24 protein-coding genes and 1 tRNA gene are annotated in these 22,437 nt (G+C 61.8%); 4 read left to right on the forward strand and 21 right to left on the reverse strand.

Features of this window, described 5'->3' with window-relative positions; genetic code table 11:
* Window position 1: 1 nt before the first annotated feature.
* The 12 genes from rlmN to trmJ form a co-directional block, all read right to left on the reverse strand.
* Window positions 2-1,150, reverse strand: a complete 1,149-nt coding sequence (rlmN, locus tag FIV02_RS18355) for a 23S rRNA (adenine(2503)-C(2))-methyltransferase RlmN (protein ID WP_037049593.1) — start codon at window positions 1,148-1,150, stop codon at window positions 2-4.
* 28 nt (window positions 1,151-1,178) lie between these two features.
* On the reverse strand, window positions 1,179-1,610 hold the full coding sequence (ndk, locus tag FIV02_RS18360) for a nucleoside-diphosphate kinase (RefSeq protein ID WP_037001951.1): 432 nt from the start codon (window positions 1,608-1,610) through the stop codon (window positions 1,179-1,181).
* Between the two features lie 183 nt (window positions 1,611-1,793).
* Entirely contained in the window at window positions 1,794-1,994 is a 201-nt protein-coding gene (gene iscX, locus FIV02_RS18365) for a Fe-S cluster assembly protein IscX (protein WP_037049599.1), read from the reverse strand.
* 16 nt (window positions 1,995-2,010) lie between these two features.
* Entirely contained in the window at window positions 2,011-2,352 is a 342-nt protein-coding gene (gene fdx / locus FIV02_RS18370) for an ISC system 2Fe-2S type ferredoxin (protein WP_037049601.1), read from the reverse strand.
* A 3-nt stretch (window positions 2,353-2,355) separates the two neighbouring features.
* Window positions 2,356-4,221: a Fe-S protein assembly chaperone HscA gene (gene hscA, locus FIV02_RS18375; protein WP_152489430.1), complete on the reverse strand. Its 1,866-nt coding sequence runs from the start codon at window positions 4,219-4,221 to the stop codon at window positions 2,356-2,358.
* A gap of 45 nt (window positions 4,222-4,266) precedes the next feature.
* On the reverse strand, window positions 4,267-4,788 hold the full coding sequence (gene hscB / locus FIV02_RS18380; protein ID WP_152489431.1) for a co-chaperone HscB: 522 nt from the start codon (window positions 4,786-4,788) through the stop codon (window positions 4,267-4,269).
* Between the two features lie 9 nt (window positions 4,789-4,797).
* Window positions 4,798-5,121, reverse strand: coding sequence for an iron-sulfur cluster assembly protein IscA (gene iscA / locus FIV02_RS18385; RefSeq protein ID WP_021442761.1), 324 nt, complete (start codon window positions 5,119-5,121; stop codon window positions 4,798-4,800).
* 13 nt (window positions 5,122-5,134) lie between these two features.
* Window positions 5,135-5,521, reverse strand: coding sequence for a Fe-S cluster assembly scaffold IscU (gene iscU / locus FIV02_RS18390; RefSeq protein WP_017362576.1), 387 nt, complete (start codon window positions 5,519-5,521; stop codon window positions 5,135-5,137).
* Window positions 5,522-5,592: 71 nt separating this feature from the next.
* Window positions 5,593-6,807, reverse strand: coding sequence for an IscS subfamily cysteine desulfurase (locus tag FIV02_RS18395; protein WP_047587601.1), 1,215 nt, complete (start codon window positions 6,805-6,807; stop codon window positions 5,593-5,595).
* 30 nt (window positions 6,808-6,837) lie between these two features.
* Window positions 6,838-7,335, reverse strand: a complete 498-nt coding sequence (iscR, locus tag FIV02_RS18400; RefSeq protein ID WP_037049610.1) for a Fe-S cluster assembly transcriptional regulator IscR — start codon at window positions 7,333-7,335, stop codon at window positions 6,838-6,840.
* 136 nt (window positions 7,336-7,471) lie between these two features.
* Window positions 7,472-8,257, reverse strand: coding sequence for a serine O-acetyltransferase (gene cysE / locus FIV02_RS18405; RefSeq protein WP_037049612.1), 786 nt, complete (start codon window positions 8,255-8,257; stop codon window positions 7,472-7,474).
* Complete coding sequence (gene trmJ, locus FIV02_RS18410) at window positions 8,250-9,029, reverse strand: tRNA (cytosine(32)/uridine(32)-2'-O)-methyltransferase TrmJ (protein ID WP_037049613.1); 780 nt, start codon at window positions 9,027-9,029, stop codon at window positions 8,250-8,252. Before trmJ ends, cysE begins: the two co-directional genes overlap by 8 nt.
* A gap of 145 nt (window positions 9,030-9,174) precedes the next feature.
* Here trmJ and suhB point away from each other — a divergent pair, with 145 nt between their 5' ends.
* Window positions 9,175-9,990, forward strand: coding sequence for an inositol-phosphate phosphatase (gene suhB / locus FIV02_RS18415; RefSeq protein ID WP_037049615.1), 816 nt, complete (start codon window positions 9,175-9,177; stop codon window positions 9,988-9,990).
* A 61-nt stretch (window positions 9,991-10,051) separates the two neighbouring features.
* Here the strand turns inward: suhB and FIV02_RS18420 are convergent.
* The 8 genes from FIV02_RS18420 to FIV02_RS18455 form a co-directional block, all read right to left on the reverse strand.
* A protein-coding gene (locus FIV02_RS18420; RefSeq protein WP_152487935.1) for an IS3 family transposase occupies window positions 10,052-11,271 on the reverse strand; the annotation gives its coding sequence in 2 pieces (ribosomal slippage) (window positions 10,052-10,923 and window positions 10,923-11,271; 1,221 coding nt in all).
* Window positions 11,272-11,373: 102 nt separating this feature from the next.
* Entirely contained in the window at window positions 11,374-11,916 is a 543-nt protein-coding gene (locus FIV02_RS18425; protein WP_037049619.1) for a glycine zipper 2TM domain-containing protein, read from the reverse strand.
* A 118-nt stretch (window positions 11,917-12,034) separates the two neighbouring features.
* Complete coding sequence (secF, locus tag FIV02_RS18430; protein ID WP_047587610.1) at window positions 12,035-12,952, reverse strand: protein translocase subunit SecF; 918 nt, start codon at window positions 12,950-12,952, stop codon at window positions 12,035-12,037.
* Between the two features lie 9 nt (window positions 12,953-12,961).
* Complete coding sequence (gene secD / locus FIV02_RS18435) at window positions 12,962-14,830, reverse strand: protein translocase subunit SecD (RefSeq protein WP_152489432.1); 1,869 nt, start codon at window positions 14,828-14,830, stop codon at window positions 12,962-12,964.
* 67 nt (window positions 14,831-14,897) lie between these two features.
* A complete protein-coding gene (gene yajC, locus FIV02_RS18440) occupies window positions 14,898-15,227 on the reverse strand; it encodes a preprotein translocase subunit YajC (protein ID WP_037049627.1) in 330 nt (109 codons plus the stop codon).
* 40 nt (window positions 15,228-15,267) lie between these two features.
* Window positions 15,268-16,383: a tRNA guanosine(34) transglycosylase Tgt gene (gene tgt, locus FIV02_RS18445; RefSeq protein ID WP_172979227.1), complete on the reverse strand. Its 1,116-nt coding sequence runs from the start codon at window positions 16,381-16,383 to the stop codon at window positions 15,268-15,270.
* 20 nt (window positions 16,384-16,403) lie between these two features.
* Window positions 16,404-17,447 carry a tRNA preQ1(34) S-adenosylmethionine ribosyltransferase-isomerase QueA gene (gene queA, locus FIV02_RS18450; protein ID WP_037049630.1) on the reverse strand — a complete coding sequence of 348 codons (1,044 nt, stop codon included), beginning with the start codon at window positions 17,445-17,447 and terminating at the stop codon, window positions 16,404-16,406.
* Between the two features lie 35 nt (window positions 17,448-17,482).
* Window positions 17,483-18,256, reverse strand: a complete 774-nt coding sequence (locus tag FIV02_RS18455) for an ABC transporter substrate-binding protein (protein ID WP_152489433.1) — start codon at window positions 18,254-18,256, stop codon at window positions 17,483-17,485.
* Window positions 18,257-18,459: 203 nt separating this feature from the next.
* Here FIV02_RS18455 and FIV02_RS18460 point away from each other — a divergent pair.
* From FIV02_RS18460 to FIV02_RS18470, 3 genes are all read left to right on the forward strand, one after another.
* Window positions 18,460-18,544 (forward strand) — tRNA-Leu (locus tag FIV02_RS18460).
* A 175-nt stretch (window positions 18,545-18,719) separates the two neighbouring features.
* A complete protein-coding gene (locus FIV02_RS18465; protein WP_152489434.1) occupies window positions 18,720-19,943 on the forward strand; it encodes an integrase arm-type DNA-binding domain-containing protein in 1,224 nt (407 codons plus the stop codon).
* 197 nt (window positions 19,944-20,140) lie between these two features.
* Window positions 20,141-21,049: a SppA protein gene (locus tag FIV02_RS18470; RefSeq protein ID WP_152489435.1), complete on the forward strand. Its 909-nt coding sequence runs from the start codon at window positions 20,141-20,143 to the stop codon at window positions 21,047-21,049.
* An 806-nt stretch (window positions 21,050-21,855) separates the two neighbouring features.
* On the opposite strand, the gene FIV02_RS18480 is transcribed toward FIV02_RS18470, so the two are convergent.
* Window positions 21,856-22,284, reverse strand: a complete 429-nt coding sequence (locus tag FIV02_RS18480; RefSeq protein WP_152489436.1) for a hypothetical protein — start codon at window positions 22,282-22,284, stop codon at window positions 21,856-21,858.
* Window positions 22,285-22,437: the final 153 nt, after the last annotated feature.

Below are 22,437 nucleotides of genomic sequence, written 5' to 3' on the forward strand. Positions count from 1 at the left end.
TTCAATTTCGATTGGCGGCATTGCGCGGCTCTTGAGCCTCGCTGCCCAGCTGGCGCACGGCGATATAACGCTCGCTGCGCCGAGTACGGTCCATGACCTGGCCCACCAGCTGGCCGCAGGCGGCATCGATATCGTCACCACGGGTGGTGCGTACCGTGACGTTATGGCCAGCCTTGTGCAACAGGTCCTGGAAGCGGCGAATGGCGTTATTGCTCGGCCGCTCGTACCCCGAGAAGGGGAAGGGATTAAACGGAATCAGGTTGATCTTGCAAGGGACATCGGCAAGAAGTGCGATCATCTGCTCAGCATGCTCAGGCTGATCGTTGACACCCTTGAGCAGGGTGTACTCGATGGTCAGCACGCGCTTCTCGCCCAGCTTGGAGATGTAACGCTTGCACGCGGCAAGCAGCATTTCCAGAGGGTACTTCTTGTTGATCGGCACCAGCTGGTTGCGCAGTTCGTCGTTCGGCGCGTGCAGCGACAGCGCCAGCGACACGTCGATCACTTCGGCCAGCTTGTCGATCATCGGCACCACGCCGGAGGTGGACAACGTCACCTTGCGCTTGGAGATACCGTAGCCGAGGTCATCCATCATGATCTGCATGGCGGAGACGACGTTGTCGAAGTTCAGCAGCGGCTCGCCCATGCCCATCATCACCACGTTGGTGATGGCACGGTCGATCTTGGCCGGCACGCTGCCGAAGGATTTGCTGGCGATCCACACCTGGCCGATGATCTCGGCGCTGGTCAGGTCGCTGTTGAAACCTTGCTTGCCGGTGGAGCAGAAGCTGCAATCCAGGGCACAGCCGGCCTGCGACGACACGCACAGGGTGCCGCGGCCATTCTGCGGGATGTACACGGTTTCCACGCAGCTGCCCGACGCCACACGCACCACCCACTTGCGCGTGCCATCGGCGGAAATATTTTCGCTGACCACTTCAGGGCCGCGAATCTCGGCAGAGGCCTCGAGCTTTTCGCGCAAGGCCTTGCCGACATTGGTCATGGCGGCGAAATCATCGACGCCAAAGTGGTGAATCCACTTCATCACCTGGCCGGCACGAAAGCGCTTCTCGCCGATGGACTCGAAGAACTGTTCCATTTCCGGCTGGGTCAGGCCCAGCAGGTTGATCTTGCCGGTGGTATTGGTCATGGCTTCACCCTCGCATCATTCGCTTCGATCAGCGAATGCGCGCGCACTGCTCGGTAGCGGAGAAGAAGTAAGCAATCTCGCGAGCGGCAGAAGCTTCGGAATCCGAACCGTGAACAGCGTTCTCGTCGATGGAAACGGCGAAGTCAGCACGGATGGTGCCGGCAGCCGCTTCTTTCGGGTTGGTGGCGCCCATCAGCTCGCGGTTCTTCAGGACGGCGTCTTCGCCTTCCAGAACCTGGACGATGACCGGACCGGAGGTCATGAAGGCAACCAGATCCTTGAAGAAGCCGCGCTCGCTGTGCTCAGCGTAGAAACCGGCAGCTTCGCGCTCGGACAGTTGCAGCATCTTCGAAGCGACAACGCGCAGGCCGGCCTTTTCGAAACGGGTGGTGATCTCACCGATGACGTTCTTGGCAACGGCGTCAGGCTTGATGATGGAGAAAGTACGTTGAACAGCCATGTGAAGCTCCAGAAACTTTAGGGTTAAAGCGAAAAATTAAACCCGCGAATTATACGCGGGTTCTGAGATGGCAGCCACAGGCGACTCGCCTCCAGCTGCAAGTAAACGCTACGAGATGAAGCTCCACGACCGGCAGACGACCGGGAACTGCGGTTTCACGCCCCGCAGGCGAGCGGCGTCGCGCTACTCGGCCTCTTCGATCCAGGCAGCCTGGATCGCCTCGAGGACCTTCTCGCCGCCCCGTTGCGGATCATCGGAGAACTGCGGCAACTCCACGACCCAGCGGTGCAGATCGACGAAGTTCACGTAACGCGGATCGACATCCGGCTTCTGCTCGCTCAGCTCGATGGCGATATCCAGCACATCAACCCATTTCAGACTCATGCTTGTGCTTCCTGGGTCAATGCGGCGCTTCGGCCGCGTGGTTCAGCGAATACTTGGGAATCTCGACGGTGAGGTCTTCCTCGCCGACGATGGCCTGACAGGCCAGACGCGACTGAGCCTCGAGCCCCCAGGCCTTGTCCAGATAATCCTCTTCCAGCTCGTCAGCCTCGTTCAACGAGTCGAAACCTTCGCGCACGATGCAGTGGCAGGTGGTGCAGGCACACACGCCGCCACAGGCGCTTTCCATTTCGATGTGGTGCTCGTGGGCCAGTTCGAGGATGGAGACGCCAGGCTCGGCCTCGACCACCAGGCCATCCGGGCAGAACCTTTCATGGGGCAGAAAAATCACCTGCGGCATCAGTTATTCCTCGATCTCATTCAAATTGCGCCCGGCCAGCGCGGCTTTAACCGTTGAATCCAGGCGCCGCGCGGCGAACGCATCCGTAACCTGCGACAGGCGCTTGGTCTGCCGCTCGATGGCCGGACCATCGCTACCCGCGAGCAGATCGCGCAGTTCCTGCACCTGCAATTCGATGACCTCGCGCTCCTCGGCATCCAGCAGACGCTCGCCGTCGGCCTCCAGCGCAGCTTCCACGGCCTCGATCAGGCGCTGGGCGTCGACCTGCTGCTCGCGCAGCGCACGCGCAGCCTTGTCATCCCCGGCATTCTGAAAGGAATCCTGCAGCATGCGTGCGATCTCGCCATCGGTCAGGCCATAGGACGGCTTGACCTGAATGCTCGCCTCGACGCCCGAGCCCAGCTCACGCGCCGCGACACTGAGCAGACCATCGGCATCGACCTGGAAGGTCACGCGGATCTTGGCCGCCCCGGCCACCATCGGCGGGATGCCACGCAACTCGAAACGCGCCAGGGAGCGGCAATCGGCGATCAGCTCGCGCTCACCCTGCAGCACGTGAATCATCATGGCCGTCTGGCCATCCTTGTAGGTGGTGAAGTCCTGCGCCCGCGCCACCGGGATGGTGGTGTTGCGCGGAATCAGCTTCTCCATCAGACCGCCCATGGTCTCCAGACCGAGCGACAGCGGAATCACATCGAGCAGCAGCAGCTCTTCGCCATCGCCACGCTGATTGCCGGCCAACGTGTCGGCCTGAATGGCGGCACCGATGGCCACCACCTGATCCGGATCGATATTGGTCAGCGGCGTGCGCCCGAACAGCTCACCAACCGCTTCGCGCACCCGTGGCACACGGGTGGAGCCACCGACCATCACCACCGCGCTGACGTCCTCCAACTCGACGCCGGAATCACGCAGCGCACGCCGGCAGGCCTTGAGGCTGCGCGCGACCATGGGCTCGATCAGCGCTTCGAACTGCGCCCGCGACAGCGAGCCACGCCATTCGGCGAAGCTCAGCTCGACCGTCTCAGCGTCGGTCAGCGCCTCTTTCGCCGCACAGGCGGCCTGCAGCAGACCGCGCTGCGTGGCCGGGTCGAGATCACTGGACAGCCCGGCCTGCTGAATGATCCAGTCAGCCAGGGCGTGGTCGAAATCATCGCCGCCCAGGGCACTGTCACCGCCCGTGGCCAGCACCTCGAACACCCCACCGGTGAGGCGCAGAATCGAAACATCGAACGTGCCGCCACCCAGGTCATAGATGGCGACCACGCCCTCGGCCTTCTGATCCAGGCCGTAGGCAACCGCAGCGGCAGTCGGCTCGTTGAGCAGGCGCAGGACGTTGAGACCGGCGACTCGCGCCGCATCCTTGGTCGCCTGACGCTGGGCATCATCGAAATAGGCCGGCACGGTGATCACCGCGCCGACCAGTTCGCCACCCAGGGTCTGCTCCGCGCGCAGGCGCAGGGTCTTGAGAATTTCGGCCGAGACTTCGACGGGGCTCTTCGCACCCTGCACCGTTTCGATGAAGGGCATGTGCGACTCGCCCGCAGCGAAGCGGTACGGCAGCTGCTCGCCGAGCTGGTGCACATCGGCGACGCCACGCCCCATCAGGCGCTTGACCGACAGCACGGTGTTGAGGGGATCACTGGCAGCCGCCTGCTTGGCTGATTCGCCCACCTCGACATGATCCGGGTGGTAGCGCACCGCCGAAGGCAGGATGACCCTGCCCTCATCGTCCGCCAGAGGCTCGGCCAGACCACTGCGTACAGCGGCGACCAGCGAATTGGTGGTGCCCAGGTCGATGCCCACCGCCAGCCTGCGCTGGTGCGGTTGCGGGCTCTGTCCTGGCTCGGCGATCTGCAATAAGGCCATGGTCTTCTTGAAATCATCAGGCGGATTGCCGAGGCAACCCACAGGTTAATCGTCGAGGCGCTCTTCTAGTTGGCGCACTTCATGAGAGAGCTTGTCGAGAAACTGCATCCGACGCATCAGACGCTCGGCTTCCTCGCGGCGAGCCTCATCGTCCCAGCATTCGGCGAAGCGCTCGTTGAGCTGCTCCTGCGCAGTTTTCAGGCGCCGCTTGAAGACGGCGACACCGACAAGGTCGGCGTCGTCCTGCAACTCTTCCAGCTCTTCGCGCAGCTGCATCTGCTGCAGCAGGAAGTCCGGATCCTGCACCGTCACTTCCAGCGGCAGCTCGGGGCCACGCATGGCCAGCAGGTAGCGCGCACGCTGCGAGGGCGTCTTGAGGACCTGATAGGCCTCGTTGAGGCAGGCGGAACGCTCAAGCGCCAGGCGCTGCTCACGCTCGCCAGCGTCGGCGAATCGATCGGGATGCACCTGGCGCGCCAGCTCGCGGTAACGCGCAGCCAGCTGCTCCAGGTCGAGGCGAAAGCTCGGCTGCAGGTCGAACAGGGCGAAATGACAAGGATTACCCACGCGAGCGCCTCAAACGTTGAAGCTCTCGCCGCAGCCACACTCGCCGCGCACGTTGGGGTTGTTGAACTTGAAGCCCTCGTTGAGGCCTTCCTTGACGAAGTCCAGTTCGGTGCCGTCGAGATAGACCAGGCTCTTGGGGTCGATGATCACCTTGACGCCGTGACTCTCGAATACCTGATCCTCGGCCGCCAGCTCATCGACGAACTCGAGAACATAGGCCAGGCCGGAACACCCGGTAGTGCGCACACCGAGGCGAATGCCCTCGCCCTTGCCGCGCCCATCCAGGGAGCGCTGCACGTGGCGGGCAGCTGCTTCAGACATGGTGATGGCCATTGCAAACCTCGTATCAGAGCAAGCCTTTCTTCTGCTTGTAATCGCGCACGGCCGCCTTGATGGCGTCCTCGGCGAGCACGGAGCAGTGGATCTTCACCGGCGGCAGCGCCAGTTCTTCGGCCAGCTGGGTATTCTTGATGCTTTCCGCTTCGTCGAGGGTCTTGCCCTTCATCCACTCGGTGGCGAGGGAGCTGGAAGCGATCGCCGAGCCGCAGCCGTAGGTCTTGAACTTGGCGTCTTCGATGACGCCGCTCTCGCTGACCTTGATCTGCAGGCGCATCACGTCGCCGCAGGCCGGCGCACCGACCATGCCGGTACCGACGTCCGGGTCCTCGGCATTCAGCTTGCCGACGTTGCGCGGGTTTTCGTAGTGGTCGATGACCTTGTCACTGTATGCCATGTTGTACTTCCTCTCTCATCAGGTACCGCTCTCCGGCGGAGCGCTCTGCGAACGATCCGCCTCGGCAGCTATCAGTGTGCTGCCCATTCCACGGAGGAAAGGTCGACACCTTCTTTGAACATATCCCACAGGGGCGACAGCTCGCGCAGCTTGTCCACGGCTTCGCGGACCTTGGCGGCGGCATAGTCGACTTCTTCCTCGGTCGTGAAACGGCCGAAGGTGAAGCGAATCGAACTGTGCGCCAGCTCGTCGTTACGACCCAGGGCACGCAGCACGTAGGAAGGCTCCAGCGAAGCCGAGGTGCAGGCCGAGCCGGACGATACGGCCAGGTCCTTGAGCGCCATGATCAGCGACTCGCCCTCGACGTAGTTGAAACTCAGGTTCAGGTTGTGCGGCACGCGCTCGGTCAGGCTGCCGTTGACGTACAGCTCTTCCATGTCTTCGAGCTGGCTGTAGAAGCGGTCGCGCAAGGCGGTGATGCGCTGATTCTCGGCAGCCATCTCCTGCTTGGCGATACGGAAGGCTTCGCCCATGCCGACGCACTGGTGCGTGGCCAGGGTGCCGGAGCGCATGCCGCGCTCGTGGCCACCGCCATGGGTCTGCGCTTCCAGACGCACACGCGGCTTGCGGCGCACGTACAGGGCACCGACGCCTTTCGGGCCGTAGGTCTTGTGCGCGGAGAAGGACATCAGGTCGACCTTCATCTTCTCCAGATCGATATCCACCTTGCCGGTGGACTGCGCCGCATCGACGTGCAGCAGCACGCCACGGGAGCGGGTCAGTTCGCCGATGGCCGCGATGTCGTTGATGGTGCCGATCTCGTTGTTGACGTGCATCAGGGAAACCAGGGTGGTGTCCTCGCGCAGCACGGCCTCGACCATCGCCGGCGTGATCAGGCCATCTTCACCCGGCTCCAGGTAGGTCACTTCGAAACCCTCGCGCTCGAGCTGGCGGGTGGTGTCCAGCACCGCCTTGTGCTCGATCTTCGAGGTGATGATGTGCTTGCCCTTGCTGCTGTAGAAGTGCGCGACGCCCTTGATGGCAAGGTTGTCGGACTCGGTGGCACCACTGGTCCAGACGATCTCGCGCGGGTCGGCATTGACCAGCTCGGCGACCTGGCGACGAGCGTTTTCCACGGCTTCCTCGGCTTTCCAGCCGAACACGTGAGAGCGCGAAGCCGGGTTACCGAAGTTACCGTCGACCAGCAGACACTCGCTCATCTTCTGCGCAACGCGCGGATCGACCGGCGTAGTAGCGGAATAATCGAGGTAGATCGGCAATTTCATTGGGTTTCTCCTATCAGGCAAACGCCCTGCTCACTCGATGGCAGACGCTTCAATCTTATCCAGATGCGGTGCAGTGCCCCTGCCGGAGCAGCGACGCTGATCCTGACGCAACGCGACTTCCTGCACCTCATGGCGCGCGACCAGATCAGCCAGGCTGATGCCGCTGAGGAATTCGTGAATCTGCTGACTGAGATCGCACCACAGATGGTGAGTCAGGCAGGTATCACCGGCATGGCAGTCGCCCTGCCCCTGGCAACGCGTCGCGTCGACGGACTCGTTGACCGCGTCGATAACCTGCGCCACCTGAATGCCACGCATGTCGCGCGACAACTGGTAGCCACCGCCCGGCCCGCGCACGCTGGACACCAGGCTGCCACGGCGCAGCTTGGCGAACAGTTGCTCGAGATAGGACAGGGAGATGCCCTGCCGCTCGGAGATGTCGGCCAGGGAAACGGGACCGTGCTGTGCGTGCAACGCCAGGTCAAGCATGGCGGTAACGGCGTAACGGCCTTTGGTGGTCAGTCGCATGGCTCTACCACGAATCACTGAATTGCGGCGAAGTATGCGATTCCCGAGTATTTAAGTCAACTATAAGACCTATTGATTTACTCGGAATTGACCGCAAAAAGAGGCGGCATGATAGCAAATGCCGCCCCCTCGTGCATCACGCAGCGGGCTTGTCGCTTGCCTGCTGGTCCTTGCAGACATCGGCGAAGTCTTCATCGCGCAGCGTCGGCAGGTCCTTGCCGCAATAATCGCTGCCAAGCGCCGTCAGGGCCTTGCACATGCCCTCGAGACGCCCGTCGACGGCGTGCAGGTGGTCGAGCAGCTGGCCGATGGCACGCGCCACCGGGTCCGGCATGTCCTGCCCCACACCGTAGGCATCGAAGCCGATTTTCTCGGCCATGGCCTGGCGCTTGGCCTCCTGCTCGCCGTCGGACTTGACGATGATCTTGCCCGGAATGCCGACCGCCGTGGCACCGGCAGGCACCGCCTTGGTCACCACCGCGTTGGAGCCGATCTTGGCACCGGCACCGACAGTGAAGGGGCCGAGCACCTTGGCCCCCGCACCGACCACGACACCATCTTCCAGGGTCGGATGGCGCTTGCCCTTGTTCCAGCTGGTGCCACCCAGGGTCACGCCCTGATACAGCGTCACGTCGTTACCGATCTCGGCAGTCTCGCCGATGACGATGCCCATGCCGTGGTCGATGAAGAAGCGCCGACCGATCCTGGCCCCGGGATGAATCTCGATGCCGGTCAACCAGCGCCCGAAGTTGGACACCACGCGCGCCGGCCACTTCCACCCCGAACGCCAGAGCGAATGCGCGGCACGGTGCAGCCAGACGGCATGCAGCCCGGGGTAGCAGGTCACGACCTCGAAGGTATTGCGCGCGGCCGGATCACGGTGAAATACGCTCTGGATATCTTCTCGCATGCGTTCAAACATCAGATTTCCCCTGCTTGTGAGGCTCTCCGCGCACGGCTTTCTCGGTCTCGGTGAGAATGCCGCGCAGGATATTCATTTCCAACTTGCTCACCGCACTGCGCCCATAGAGGCGACGCAGGCGAGTCATCAGGTGCCGGGGCTTCTGCGGATCGAGGAAGCCGATCATCACCAGCACGCGACGCAGATGACCGTAGAAGGACTCCAGTTCATCCGCAGTCGCCGCCTGGGAGTTGAGCACCGCCGTGGTCTCCAGCTTCTCCACCTTGGTCGGTAGATTCTGCGCCGTGAGCCAGGCCATCCGCACTTCGTAGACCAGCACCTGAACCGCCGCCGCCAGGTTCAGCGAGCTGAACTCCGGGTTCGACGGGATATGCACGTGATATTGACATCGCTGCAGTTCTTCGTTGGTCAGCCCGGCATATTCGCGACCGAACACCAACGCGACTTCGCCACCGCCAGCCGCCTGCTCGCAACTGGTCACACCGCACTCGCGCGGATCGAGCAGCGGCCAGGGAATGCGCCGATCGCGCGCACTGGTGCCAATCACCAGGCTGCAGCCGACCAACGCCTCTTCCAGCGTACCAACCACCTGCGCCGCATCGAGCACATCGGTGGCACCGGAGGCACGCGCGACAGCATCACCGCTGGGAAAATCCACGGGATCGACCAGCACCAGACGCGACAGGCCCATGTTTTTCATCGCCCGCGCAGCGCCGCCGATGTTGCCCGGATGACTGGTGTTGACCAAAACCACGCGAATATTTTCCAGCAACGCAGGCACTCTCAGTGAAGACAAGGGGGCAACGATCTTACCCAAGCCCTCAGATTAATGCCATGCAGCATACAGACGGCGCTTCATCGGCAAAGGTTTTCTGCTAACATGGCGGGCTTTCTTTAACGCCCCAGGTGAACCTCCCATGCAGCCCATGCTGAATATCGCCCTGCGCGCCGCTCGCAGCGCCGGTGAAATGATCTTTCGCTCCATCGAGCGCCTGGATGTCATCTCGGTCGACGAGAAGGATGCCAAGGATTACGTCACCGAGGTCGACAAGGCCGCTGAACTGATGATCGTTCAGGCCATTCGCAAGGCCTACCCGACCCACGGTTTCCTGGGCGAGGAAGGCGGCGTGCTGGAAGGTAGCGGCGAAGGCGCCGACTATCAGTGGATCATCGACCCGCTGGACGGCACCACCAACTTCATCCGTGGCGTGCCGCACTTCGCCATCAGCATCGCCTGCAAATACCGCGGCCGCCTCGAGCACGCCATCGTCCTCGACCCGGTACGCCAGGAAGAATTCACCGCCAGCCGTGGCCGTGGCGCCGCCCTCAACGGCCGCCGCCTGCGCGTCAGCAACCGCAAGAGCCTCGACGGCGCCCTGCTCGGCACCGGCTTCCCGTTCCGCGATGGCCAGCTGGACCACCTGGACAACTATCTGAACATGTTCCGCAGCCTGACCGGCCAGACCGCCGGCATCCGCCGCGCCGGCGCCGCCAGCCTGGACCTGGCCTACGTCGCCGCCGGCCGCTTCGATGCGTTCTGGGAATTCGGCCTGTCCGAGTGGGACATGGCTGCAGGCGCCCTGCTGATCCAGGAAGCAGGCGGCCTGGTCAGCGACTTCAGCGGCGGCCACGATTTCCTCGAGAAGGGCCAGATCGTCGCCGGCAACACCAAGTGCTTCAAGGCCGTGCTGACCGCCATTCAGCCGCACCTGGCGCCCTCGATGAAGCGCTGAGTTTCAGCTGCGTGTCTAGTCCTGAAATAGGTTTACACCTGCTCAGGTAGGCCGATAGGCCTCAAAACGCCCGATGCACCGCATCGGGCGTTTTGTTTTTCAGGGCCATGTGAGGCCGCTCCGTGTTGTAGATCTGCACCGTCTCATCAACCATCGTTCTCGCCTGCTCTAGATTTTCTGGACTGCTCAGCAGCAGCTCTGTTTTGAGTATTCCATTGATCCGTTCGGCCAGCGCGTTCTGGTAGCAGTCATATCCGTCAGTCATCGAGCATTGCACCCCGTTCCGTGCATGCAGTGACTGGTACAGCGCTGAGCAGTATTGAATACCTCGGTCTGAGTGATGGACTAACGGCTGACGCCGCCGCCGTTTGCGCAGTGCCTGTCTAAAGGCTTGCGCAACCGACTCGGCATGCAGGCTCTCATGCACATGATGGCCAACAATCTTTCTGGAGTAAGCATCTGTTACCAGGCTTAGGTATAGCGGGCCGCTTCTGGCAGGCAGGTAAGTGATGTCCGCCACCCAAACGTGCTCTGGCCTTGATGGGACAATTTGATTCGGGCCTGGCTTCAGTCGGTTGGGATGACGATAGAAGCGGTGAAAGCTCTGAGTTGTCTTGTGATACGCCCGCTTGGGTAGCACCAGCAAACGGCGCTCTCCCAAGACTTCAAACAGCCGGTCTCGGCCAACTTGGACCTGCCTATCAGGCTGGCAGCGCAGCAGATAGTGCAGCTTCCGTGTGCCTAGCCGTGGCTGACGCATCCGGATTTGTTGAACAAACTCGACAATCCGATCTGCTTGGCGTGCTTTGCTATCAGCCACTCGGTTGCGCTTGTAGTAAGCCTGCCGACTGATGCCGAGAAACTGACAAGCCCTGGCAATGCTCAGCCCTGCGACTTGACCTTGCGAGAGGACTTGCCGGATCGCTTTTTTACGACCGATACACCGTAGTCCTTTTTCAGGACATCAACGACGGTCTCGAAGAAATGAGCTTTCTGGCTCATCAACTCAAGCTGCTGCTCAAGCTCTTTGATCCGCTGCTCTGGAGTGAGCGTTTTGGGGGCGGACATCGCGCAACTCCTCTCGGCCCGGATCGACGCCCCTTGGCTCCAATCTTGCCGACCATGCTTACGCAACCATACCAGAACCGTTGATCGACCCTGGATGCCATACCGTACCTGGGCCTGCTTGTAGGTCAGCTCGCCTTTTTCAATCTGATCAACGACGGCCAATTTAAAAGACAGCGAGTAATCTCGCTGCGTGCGCTTTACACCTTGCTCCATCTAGCTCTCCGGAAAATCGGGATGGGAGGTGTAAACCTTATTCAGGACGGGACAGCGCAATAAAAAACGCCCCGAGGGGCGTTTTTTATTGGCGGCCATTTCTCACTGGGTCTGCTGCACCAGGACCAACTCGCCCTTGTCGTTGAGCGGAATGCGACTGCCAGGATCACGATCCATGCGCACGCTGCCGACCTTCTCGCCCAGCTGGTACTTCACGTCGTAACCCACCAGCTTCTGGCTGGTATCGGTCACGGTATTGCAGCGCGTTTCTGTGGTGGTGTAGGTGTCACGCTGCTGCATCCCTTCCTGAATCTTGTTGCCGGCGTAGCCGCCGCCAACCGCACCCGCCACCGTGGCGATCTTCTTGCCGTTGCCGCCACCGATCTGGTTGCCCAGCAGACCGCCGGCGATAGCGCCAATGGCAGTACCGGCGATCTGATGCTGATCCTGCACCGGACGCTGACGCGTGACGGTCACGTCCTTGCACACTTCCCGCGGGGTCTTCACGGTTTCATTGACCGGCGTGACAGCCAGCACCTCGGCATAGTCCGGGCCACGATCAACCAGACTGTAGGTGGCCACGGCACCACCAGCGGTCACACCCACAGCACCCAGTACGGCACCTACCAACATTGACTTGTTCATTTTATGTGTCTCCCAGGCTCGGCGACTCGCGCCTCTCTCCTTGCCTAGGACAGCAAAAAGCCGCGGCAAGTTCGACTTGCTGCGGCTTTCGCTGACTTTCTAGACGCCCGTCACAACATCAGGGACGCCCGTCGTCGGCCTCTGCATCGACCGCCGGAGGAATCAGATCCTCGACGCTGAGCTTCAGCCACACCAGCACCGTGGCGCCGATATAGACCGACGAGTAGGTACCCACCACCACACCGACCAGCAGGGTCAGCGCGAAGGCCGCCAGCACGTCGCCACCGAAAAACAGCAGCGCCAGCAGCGCCAGTGCCGTGGACAACGAGGTAGCGATGGTACGCAGCAGGGTCTGGGTGATCGAGATGTCGACGTTCTCGATCAGCGACGTCTTGCGCAGCACGCGGAAGTTCTCGCGGATACGGTCATAGATGATGATGGTGTCGTTGAGCGAGTAACCGATCATCGCCAGCACCGCAGCCAGCACGGTCAGATCGAACGGGATCTGGAAGAACGCCAGCACCCCCAGGGTGATGACCACGTCGTGCACCAGCGAGGCGATGGCACCGACGCCGAACTTCCACTGGAAGCGGAATGCCAGGTACAGCAGGATGCCGCCCAGGGCCAGGAGCATGGCGATGCCACCCTGGTCGCGCAGCTCCTCACCCACCTGCGGACCGACGAACTCGACGCGCTTGACCTCGAACTGCGTCGCCGCGTCCACCTTGCGCAGCGCCGCCGCGACCTGGTTGCCCAGGTCCGCGTCGTCACCGGCGAGGCGCACCAGCACATCGGTGCTGGCGCCAAAGCTCTGCACCACGGCATCAACGTAGCCTGCCTGGCCCAGTTCGTTCTTGATCAGATCCAGGTCGGCCGGCTGCTCGTACTGCAGCTCGATCAGGGTACCGCCGGTGAAGTCCAGACCGAAGTTCAGACCCTTGGTGAACAGCGCACCCAGGCCGACGATGGTCAGCACGACGGTCATTGCGAAGGCGATGTTGCGGATCGCCATGAAACGAATGGTTGACTTGATCATGGCTGCACCTCAGATCCACAGCTTCTTGACGTTGCGACCACCGAAGATCAGGTTGACCAGACCTCGGGTGAACATGATGGCTGTGAACATCGAGGTAACGATCCCCAGCGACAGCGTCACCGCGAAGCCCTTGACCGGGCCGGTGCCCATCGCGAACAGGATGCCGCCCACCAGCAGGGTGGTCAGGTTACTGTCGAGAATCGCCGAGTAGGCACGATCGAAACCTTCATGAATCGCCCGCTGCACATGCAGCCCCTTGGCCAGCTCCTCGCGTATGCGCGAGAAGATCAGCACGTTGGCGTCCACCGCCATACCCAGGGTCAGCACGATACCGGCGATACCCGGCAAGGTCAGGGTCGCGCCGATCGCCGACATCAGACCGACCAGCAGCACCAGGTTGAACGCCAGCGCCACGGTCGCCAGCACACCGAAGAAGCGATAGATGGCGATGATGAACAGCGCCACGAAGATCATCGCCCATTCGGTGGACTCGATACCCTTGGCGATGTTCTCCGCACCCAGGCTCGGGCCGATGGTGCGTTCTTCAGCGAAGTACATCGGTGCAGCCAGGCCACCGGCGCGCAGCAGCAGCGCAAGCTCGGAAGACTCGCCCTGGCCGTTCAGACCGGTGATGCGGAACTGGCTACCCAGCGCCGACTGGATGGTCGCCAGGCTGATGATCTTCTTCTCTTCGACGAAGGTCGGCACGGCGACCTCCTGCTCGACACCGTCGACGGTCTGACGCACGTAGCGGGTGACCGGCTTCTGTTCGATGAAGATCACCGCCATGCTGCGCCCGACGTTGTTGCGGGTGGCGCGGTTCATCAAGTCGCCGCCATGGCCGTCGAGACGAATGTTCACCTGCGGGCGACCGTTCTCGTCGAAGCTGGCCTGCGCGTCGGTGACCTGGTCACCGGTGATGATCAGCTCACGCTCGAGCTGTACCGGCGGACGACCGGCCTCGCGGAATTCGAAGTCCTCGGTCGCACCACGCGGCGCGTCCAGCTCGGCCTGCAGACGGAACTCCAGGTTGGCGGTCTTGCCGAGAATACGCTTGGCCTCGGCAGTGTCCTGCACGCCCGGCAGCTCGACCACGATGCGGTTGGCACCCTGGCGCTGGACCAGCGGCTCGGCGACGCCCAGCTCGTTGACCCGGTTACGCACGGTGGTGAGGTTCTGCTTGATCGAGTACTCGCGAATCTCGGCGATCTTGGCCTGGGTCAGTGCCAGTTGCAGGACCTGCTGACCACCACGCTCGACGCTGGTCAGTTCGAAGTCCTTGTAGTCCTTGCGGATCAGGCGCTCGGCATTATCCAGCGTCTCGCTGTCGGCGAAGCCCAGCTGAATGCGGCCATTGCTTTCCGGCATGCTGCGGTAGCGCACGCGCTCCTTGCGCAGCAGGCTCTTGATCTCGCCTTCATAGACCTTGCGACGCACATCCAGCGCCTTGTCCATGTCGACTTCCAGCAGGAAGTGCACACCGCCGGAGAGGTCCAGGCCGAGCTTCATCGGGCTCGCGCCCAGGCTGCGCAGCCAGTCGGGTGTGGTCTGCGCCAGGTTCAGCGCCACCACGTAGTCATCACCCAGCGCACGGCGGACGATGTCCTTGGCCGGCAACTGGTCATCCTGCTTGGCCAGACGAATCAGGCCACCGCGACCACGCTCGTCGATGCTGGCGGCCTTGACCTGGATGCCCGCATCCTGCAGCGCCTTGCTGGCACGGTCGACATCCGCCTGCTCGATGGCCAGCGCCGAACTGGCGCCACTGACCTGGATCGCAGGATCGTCCGGATAGAGGTTGGGGATGGAGTAGACCAGACCGATCGCCAGCACGGCCAGGATCAGCAGGTACTTCCACAGAGGGTATTTATTGAGCATGAACGAGCCACCCGCTTATGACGCGGGGCGCTTAAAGCGCCCCGTCGAATGGAAACTATGAACTGAATCAGATGGCTTTCAGCGTGCCCTTGGGCAGGGTGGCGGCAATGGCCTGCTTCTGGAACTTCAGCTCGACGGTGTCGGACACCTCGATCACCACGAAATCATCGGTGACCTTGGAGACCTTGCCGGCGATGCCGCCGCTGGTGACCACTTCGTCGCCCTTCTGCAGACCGCCGAGCAGGTTCTTGTGCTCTTTGGCGCGCTTGGCCTGCGGACGCCAGATCATCAGATAGAAGATGACCAGGAAGCCGATCAGGAAGACCCACTCGAAACCGCTCCCTGCAGGGGCAGCAGCCGCGGTGTCAGCGTAGGCGGCGGGAATGAAAAAGCTCATGTAGCACTCCTAATGGAAAGGATCTTGAATCGTTCGGGAATCAGTCCAGCGGCGGCACAGGCAGGCCGCGCTTGGCATAGAAGGTTTCGACAAAGGCGGCCAATGTACCCTGTCCGATAGCCTCGCGCAAACCAGCCATAACCCGCTGATAATGCCGCAAGTTATGGATGGTATTGAGCATGCTGCCGAGCATTTCGCCGCATTTGTCCAGATGATGCAGGTAGGCGCGGGAGAAGTTTGTGCAGGTGTAGCAGTCGCAGGTCGGGTCCAGCGGCGAATCGTCGTGCTTGTGCACCGCATTGCGGATCTTCACCACGCCGGTATCGACGAACAGGTGACCGTTGCGGGCGTTGCGCGTCGGCATCACGCAGTCGAACATGTCGACGCCGCGACGCACGCCCTCGACCAGGTCCTCGGGCTTGCCGACGCCCATCAGGTAGCGCGGCTTGTCGGCCGGCATCTGCGGCGGCAGGTAGTCGAGCACGCGGATCATCTCCTCCTTCGGCTCACCCACCGACAGGCCGCCAATGGCCAGGCCGTCGAAGCCGATTTCGCAGAGGCCGTCGAGCGAGCGCTTGCGCAGCTCCTCGTGCATGCCGCCCTGGACGATGCCGAACAGCGCCGCCGTGTTCTCGCCATGCGCGTCCTTGGAGCGCTTGGCCCAACGCAGCGACAGCTCCATGGAGCGCTTGGCCACGTCGAACTCGGCCGGATACGGCGTGCACTCGTCGAAGATCATCACGATGTCCGAACCGAGGTCACGCTGCACCTGCATCGACTCTTCCGGCCCCATGAACACCTTGGCGCCATCGACGGGCGAGGCGAAGTACACGCCCTCTTCCTTGATCTTGCGCATGGCGCCCAGGCTGAACACCTGGAAGCCACCGGAGTCGGTGAGGATCGGCCCCTGCCACTGCATGAAGTCGTGCAGATCGCCATGTTTCTTGATCACCTCCATCCCCGGGCGCAGCCACAGGTGGAAGGTGTTGCCGAGAATGATCTGCGCGCCGATCCCCTCGACGTCACGCGGCAGCATGCCCTTGACCGTGCCATAGGTACCCACCGGCATGAAGGCCGGGGTCTCGACCACGCCACGCGGGAAGGTCAGGCGACCACGACGGGCCTTGCCGTCGGTGGCCAGCAACTCGAAGGACATGCGACAGGTGCGCGACATACTCAAACCTCGGGCCCGCGCGCGGCGGGATTGCGGGTGATGAACATGGCATCACCATAACTGAAGAAGCGATAACCCTGCGCCACGGCCTCGCGATAGGCCGCCATGGTCTCGGCATAACCGGCGAACGCCGACACCAGCATCAGCAGCGTCGACTCGGGCAGGTGGAAGTTGGTCACCAGGGCGTCGACCACGTGGAACGGCCGGCCGGGGTAGATGAAGATGTCGGTGTCACCGCTGAAGGGCTTCAGCTCGCCATCGCGGGCAGCGGTTTCCAGGGAACGCACGCTGGTGGTGCCCACCGCCACGACACGACCGCCGCGCGCGCGGCAGGCGGCGACCGCATCGACCACATCCTGGCCGACCTCCAGCCACTCGCTGTGCATGTGGTGGTCCTCGATACGCTCGACGCGCACCGGCTGGAAGGTGCCCGCACCCACATGCAGGGTCACGAAGGCTGTCTCCACGCCCTTGCCTCGAATGGCCGCCAGCAGCTCGTCATCGAAATGCAGCCCGGCGGTCGGCGCCGCCACCGCTCCGGCCTTCTGCGCATAGACGGTCTGATAGCGCTCGCGATCCGCCTCGTCATCCGGACGGTCGATATAGGGCGGCAACGGCATGTGTCCGACGCGCTCGAGCAGCGGCAGCACCGGCTCGGCGAAGCGCAGCTCGAACAGGGCGTCGTGGCGCGCGACCATCTCGGCCTCGCCACCACCATCGATGAGAATCTGCGAGCCAGGCTTGGGCGACTTGCTCGAACGAACGTGCGCCAGCACGCGATACTGATCGAGCACACGCTCCACCAGCACCTCCAGCTTGCCGCCGGAGGCCTTCTGGCCGAAAAGGCGCGCAGGGATCACGCGGGTGTTGTTGAACACCATGAGATCGCCGGGGCGCAACTGCTCCAGCACATCGGTGAACTGGCCATGACGCAGCTCGCCACTCGGGCCATCGAGCTGCAGCAAACGGCTGGCGCGACGCTCGGCCAGAGGATGGCGGGCGATCAGCGACTCGGGGAGATCGAAGTGAAAATCGGCAACACGCATGATTCGGCGGGGGTATTTCAGCAGGGCCGCAAAGCTTACCGGATTTCCCCTTGTCCGGCCACGTGAGCCTGCGGCGCGTACTCTGCAACGATACGCGCCAGGGTACCGTCCTCCTGCAGGGCCCCTATCGCCTCGTTGATCGCCGCCAGGTGCCCGGCATGGTCACGATGCAGGCGTAGACGCAACTGCGAGCGATTGATCACGGCACCCTCCTCCACCTGCCAGCTTGGCGCCTGCAGTTGAGGATCGCGGCTTCTCAGGTAGCGCCACTCCAGCCGGTCGAGAATACCGGCCTCGCTGTGCCCCTGGGCGACCCGGAAGATCAGCGCATGAGCATCGGCACCATCGTTGCGCTGGAAATACTCGCTGCCCACATAGCCGTAGCCCCGCACCGTGGCGATGGAGCGGCCACGCAGGTCTTCGAGGTGCCGGAAGGGAAATCCCTTGCCCGGCGCGAAGAGCAGCATCTCTTCGGCATCCAGTACCGGAATGCTCCAGAGCGAAACCTCGGCCTGCCCGGCAGCGCGCCGCCAACTCCGGCTCACGCAACATTCGATCTGCACCTGCCCCTCGCGGAACAGCTTCTGCGTGCGCAGCGGCGGCAGCGGGTGGCTGGCCTGCAGGTCGTCCGGCAGGCGCGCATCCAGCGCGATCATGAAATCGTGCAGGATGCCGCTGATCCGCTCGCCGTCAACAATCCAGTACGGCGCCCAGCTCTCATCGGTGACGGCATAGACCAGCACCTCCGCCCGCGCCACGGGCACGAGCGCCAGCCACAGCAGAATTGCCCGGCACAAGACTCTGACCACACTCCCCCTCCATGACCGGACTGCCCAAAGCCACCTATATAAGCACTCACCTCGGTGCGCTTGATGACAGACGTGATTCTAAGCACCGACGCAACAAAAAGTCAGATGCAGCGCTGCTACACAGTGTCCCAACCATAGCGTTGCCACGACAGCTGCGCCGATTGACCAGCGCAAGACGCGTCCCTATACTGCGCCGCCATCGTGCCCCGGTGGCGGAATCGGTAGACGCGGCGGATTCAAAATCCGTTTTCGAAAGGAGTGGGAGTTCGAGTCTCCCCCGGGGCACCACGATATGTTCCCAGGCAGTGCCAAAAAGCACCGCCAGACTAGAAAAACCGGCCCATTGGCCGGTTTTTTATTGCCTAAAGTTCCCACCTATTCCCTTGCAAGCCCAAAGTTTTAGGGGCATGTTTAGGGGCATATCCAGTTAGGTCATGTTTCATGCCCCTACGCAGGTGCCCCTATGCCCCGCAAAGCCACGCCGCTGACTGACTCGGCCATCAAGGTCGCCAAGCCCAAGGACAAGCCCTACAAACTCGCCGACGGCCAGGGCCTGTACCTGGAAGTGATGCCTGGCGGCTCCAAACTCTGGCGCCTGAAGTACAGCTACGCCGGCAAGGAAAAGCGCCTGGCGTTAGGGGCATATCCGACCGTGCCCCTACAGCAAGCCCGGCGACGCCGAGAAGAAGCGCGGCAGCAGTTGGTCGAGGGCATCGACCCCGGCGAACAGAAGAAGGCCGACAGGCTGGCGCAGTTGGCCGAGGTGCTGACTTTCGAGGCTCTGGCTAGGGAGTGGCACCGGTACCGCACACCCCGCTGGGCGCCGGCGACCGCGGCCAAGGCGTTGGCCTACCTTGAGTCGGACCTACTACCCGCGCTGGGCAGGAAACCCTTCGAGTCGGTGGCTAGGCCCGACCTGGTGGAATTGATCCGCAAGATCGAGAGCCGCGGCGCGCACAACGTCGCCAAGAAAACCCGCCAGTGGCTGAATCAGATCTTCCGCTACGGTCTGGCTAAGGGCGCCATCGATCACAACCCTGCCACCGATCTGGATGTGATCGCTGCTCAGCCGCCAGCGACCAAACATCACCCACACGTCACCTTCGCCGAGCTCCCCGAACTCCTCGACAAGGTCGAGACGGCCAAGATCCACGTCCTAACCCGCAGCGCTATCCAACTGCTGGCCCTGACTGCCGTTCGCCCGGGCGAGCTGCGCGCCGCGCCCTGGGCCGAGTTCGATCTCGACGCCGCGACATGGACAATACCCAAGGAGCGGATGAAAGCGCGCCGCCCGCACATCGTCCCTCTTCCCCGCCAGGTCGTGGCTATTCTGCGGCAGCTCCACCAGATCACCGGCAAGTACCCGCTGGTGTTCGCCGGCAGGCACGACATCAGCCGCCCCATGAGCGAGAACACCGTGAACCTGGCGCTGCAGGCACTCGGCTACAAGAATCGCCAGACCGGCCATGGCTTCCGCCACCTGCTCAGCACCGAGCTGAACGGGCGCGGTTACAACCGCGATTGGATCGAGCGTCAGCTCGCTCATGGAGATCAGGACGAGATCCGCGACACCTACAACCACGCCACCTACCTCGAGCAGCGCCGTGAGATGATGCAAGCCTGGGCCGATTCGATAGATGCCCTGCGCGCTGGCGCCAACGTGGTGAGCATCAAGCGCAAGACATAGTCGCTCGACATTACCCATGGATGGCGGTGCGATCCTATGAATGCTAGATATAAAAACCTGGACATTCAGCCCTTATTCTCTCCGTTCGACTATCTTTTCTCGTTCAGCGCCAAGCGTAACGGCAGGTTGCCCCGCGATAACTCGAATGCCCTGCTAGGCTGGCAGTACAGCCAAATAATTGGCATCAGGGAGGATTTATGAAACGCCGAGTAAAGCGCTTCGACGAGTTTGACGAGGACATCATTCTCTATATCGGTGATATCTCTCGCTCTGGATACGAGCAGGTCACCCATGTCTGCCAGCAGCAAAAGCTGAGCCAATCGGCCTATTTAGTCCTCATCACACACGGCGGCGATCCTCACGCTGGGTATCGAATTGCTCGATGCTTACGGCATCACTACGGCGACTTTAAGCTCCTTGTGCCTGACATCTGCAAATCCGCTGGCACGCTCATTGCTATCGGAGCACATGAGCTGGTGATTGCTGACAGAGGAGAGCTTGGGCCTCTGGATATCCAGATGACTAAGCCGGATGAATTGATGGAGCGTTCCTCAGGCATGGATATTCAACAAGGCTTGGAACTACTCCGAAAACAGACCTACTCAGCCTTTGAAGACTTCATGTACAGCACAAGGGCTCGAACGGGCATCTCAACGAAAATGGCTGCTGAGATTTCTGCAAAGCTTGCAGGAAGCGTCTTCCAGCCAGTCTATGGGCAGATCGACCCCATCAGGCTTGGGGAGATTTTCCGAGCCAACACGGTTGGATTTGAGTACGGCAAACGCCTTGAGGCTGACAGCCGGAACTTGAAGCAGAACGCACTACTTAACTTGATTACTGGCTATCCTGCCCATAGCTTTGTGATCGATAGGAAAGAAGCAGGAACCTTGTTCGACCGCGTCAGAGCACCTGACGAACGAGAGCTACAACTGCTGTCAAAACTGTATACTCTGCTCCCCCAACTGAACGACCTAATCTTCAATTGGAACTCTCAAGAGATCGAGGTTCAACATGCAGACCAACAGCCAGAAGCAAACGCAGAAGCCGGTCACCAGCTACCAGTTGCCGAAGGAGCTGGCGGAGGGCATGAAGCGGGCGAGCGATAGCTGGCAAGCACTGGCCGACGCAATGGTGAACGCACCTCGCAGCCATAGCCAGAGCCCAACGGCATCAATGGATCGCTGATCATAATCTTTGTAAAAGCCCCGCATCAGTGGGGCTTTTCATTTCAGGTGCAATCGTTTGCACCAACATGCCAGACCTCATATCTCAGCCATCTTTCAGCAGCAAAGCCAGAGTCAAATGCCCCCTAGCCGGACAATAAGCCGCCAATAGCTCACGCAGCCTAGCGGCTTGCGCGCTCTCGGACCAAGGCTATGCAGCTATAGCGATATCCCTCCCCTCGACGCACTCCACATAGAAAGTCGTCAGGAATTGCCGCCATACGAATCTCGCATGGCCGTCCCTGAACGGTTCCACGGTAGTAGATCCAGAGGTGGTCGCTATGGGTGTAACACCCTACTCTGACCGGGCCAGCCACCTCATCGAGGTATCGCTCGCCAGGACGGCATACCCCGTGTACAGCTTTGATTCTTGGCATGGTGAATCTCTCCTGTGTGAAAGGCTTCAGAGTGCAAGCTGTCAATCGATAGATCGAACCCTGCAGGGGGTCAGCCACATTCCAAGTAACTCACAGCCAACTGCCAGACGGCGACGAGCTGTAGAGCGACACCGCCGAGCCGTACACCGTCGCATTCGTCTGGTACCGCAACGAGAAAACCGGGCCCCAGAAGAAAGTCACCGCCGGCGACCAGACTAACCCCAAGCGGCTCACGCACCTGTATGCCAGCAAGGCCAGTGCTGAGCAGGCGGCTGGGCGTATACAGCACGGCGAGCAAGCATGATCAAGACGCTATTGGCTAGATAGCAGCGAAATACCGGCACCAAGCACTTGGGAGACCAGCGAGCGCAATCCTTCCCGTCCTTCGGTCGCCGCAGCCTCGCGCAGTCGCTCACCGAACGAGTCGCCCAGACTATCCGGTATCGCCTTCAACAACTCCAGCCCCTTGGCCGTCAGTACAGCACCGGTAAAGCCATTCACCTTGGTCGGGTCGAGCCCCTGATAACGCAGATATCCCGCATCAGCCAGCCAATCCACCGTCGCAGTGAAGAACTCAGTATCTGCGCTGGCAGCCAAGGCGCCGGTGAACGCATCCACGACCCAAGACGTCTCCACGAACTTGTCTGGCATCAGCCGGATTGGCAGCGGGAACTCTGCATAAAGCCTGGCCAACACCCGGCCAGTTAACTCATCAAACCGCTCAATATTGGAAACTGTCATGACTACTCCAGATCTACAGGAACAAGAGGCGTTAGAAGAGAAACGCCGGGAGATCATCCGCAAGGGCATCGACATGCAACTGAACGGTGCAGTCTCCAGATTAGAGGCCAAGCGCCATTGGCCTGGCCACCTGCCAAACCTACCGGCCGAGGT

Origin of the sequence: Pseudomonas sp. THAF187a, assembly GCF_009363395.1 — a bacterium.
GTDB classification, from domain to species: Bacteria; Pseudomonadota; Gammaproteobacteria; order Pseudomonadales; family Pseudomonadaceae; genus Aquipseudomonas; species Aquipseudomonas khazarica.

Coding starts and splice junctions, on each gene's coding strand:
- rlmN (WP_037049593.1), bottom strand. CDS start 1,150: ATGACCAATACCACCGGCAAGATCAACCTGCTGGGCCTGACCCAGCCG.
- ndk (WP_037001951.1), bottom strand. CDS start 1,610: ATGGCTGTTCAACGTACTTTCTCCATCATCAAGCCTGACGCCGTTGCC.
- iscX (WP_037049599.1), bottom strand. CDS start 1,994: ATGAGTCTGAAATGGGTTGATGTGCTGGATATCGCCATCGAGCTGAGC.
- fdx (WP_037049601.1), bottom strand. CDS start 2,352: ATGCCGCAGGTGATTTTTCTGCCCCATGAAAGGTTCTGCCCGGATGGC.
- hscA (WP_152489430.1), bottom strand. CDS start 4,221: ATGGCCTTATTGCAGATCGCCGAGCCAGGACAGAGCCCGCAACCGCAC.
- iscA (WP_021442761.1), bottom strand. CDS start 5,121: ATGGCCATCACCATGTCTGAAGCAGCTGCCCGCCACGTGCAGCGCTCC.
- iscU (WP_017362576.1), bottom strand. CDS start 5,521: ATGGCATACAGTGACAAGGTCATCGACCACTACGAAAACCCGCGCAAC.
- FIV02_RS18395 (WP_047587601.1), bottom strand. CDS start 6,807: ATGAAATTGCCGATCTACCTCGATTATTCCGCTACTACGCCGGTCGAT.
- iscR (WP_037049610.1), bottom strand. CDS start 7,335: ATGCGACTGACCACCAAAGGCCGTTACGCCGTTACCGCCATGCTTGAC.
- cysE (WP_037049612.1), bottom strand. CDS start 8,257: ATGTTTGAACGCATGCGAGAAGATATCCAGAGCGTATTTCACCGTGAT.
- suhB (WP_037049615.1), top strand. CDS start 9,175: ATGCAGCCCATGCTGAATATCGCCCTGCGCGCCGCTCGCAGCGCCGGT.
- FIV02_RS18425 (WP_037049619.1), bottom strand. CDS start 11,916: ATGAACAAGTCAATGTTGGTAGGTGCCGTACTGGGTGCTGTGGGTGTG.
- secF (WP_047587610.1), bottom strand. CDS start 12,952: ATGATCAAGTCAACCATTCGTTTCATGGCGATCCGCAACATCGCCTTC.
- secD (WP_152489432.1), bottom strand. CDS start 14,830: ATGCTCAATAAATACCCTCTGTGGAAGTACCTGCTGATCCTGGCCGTG.
- yajC (WP_037049627.1), bottom strand. CDS start 15,227: ATGAGCTTTTTCATTCCCGCCGCCTACGCTGACACCGCGGCTGCTGCC.
- tgt (WP_172979227.1), bottom strand. CDS start 16,383: ATGTCCTTCGAGTTGCTGGCCACCGACGGCAAGGCCCGTCGTGGTCGC.
- queA (WP_037049630.1), bottom strand. CDS start 17,447: ATGCGTGTTGCCGATTTTCACTTCGATCTCCCCGAGTCGCTGATCGCC.
- FIV02_RS18465 (WP_152489434.1), top strand. CDS start 18,720: ATGCCCCGCAAAGCCACGCCGCTGACTGACTCGGCCATCAAGGTCGCC.
- FIV02_RS18470 (WP_152489435.1), top strand. CDS start 20,141: ATGAAACGCCGAGTAAAGCGCTTCGACGAGTTTGACGAGGACATCATT.
- FIV02_RS18480 (WP_152489436.1), bottom strand. CDS start 22,284: ATGACAGTTTCCAATATTGAGCGGTTTGATGAGTTAACTGGCCGGGTG.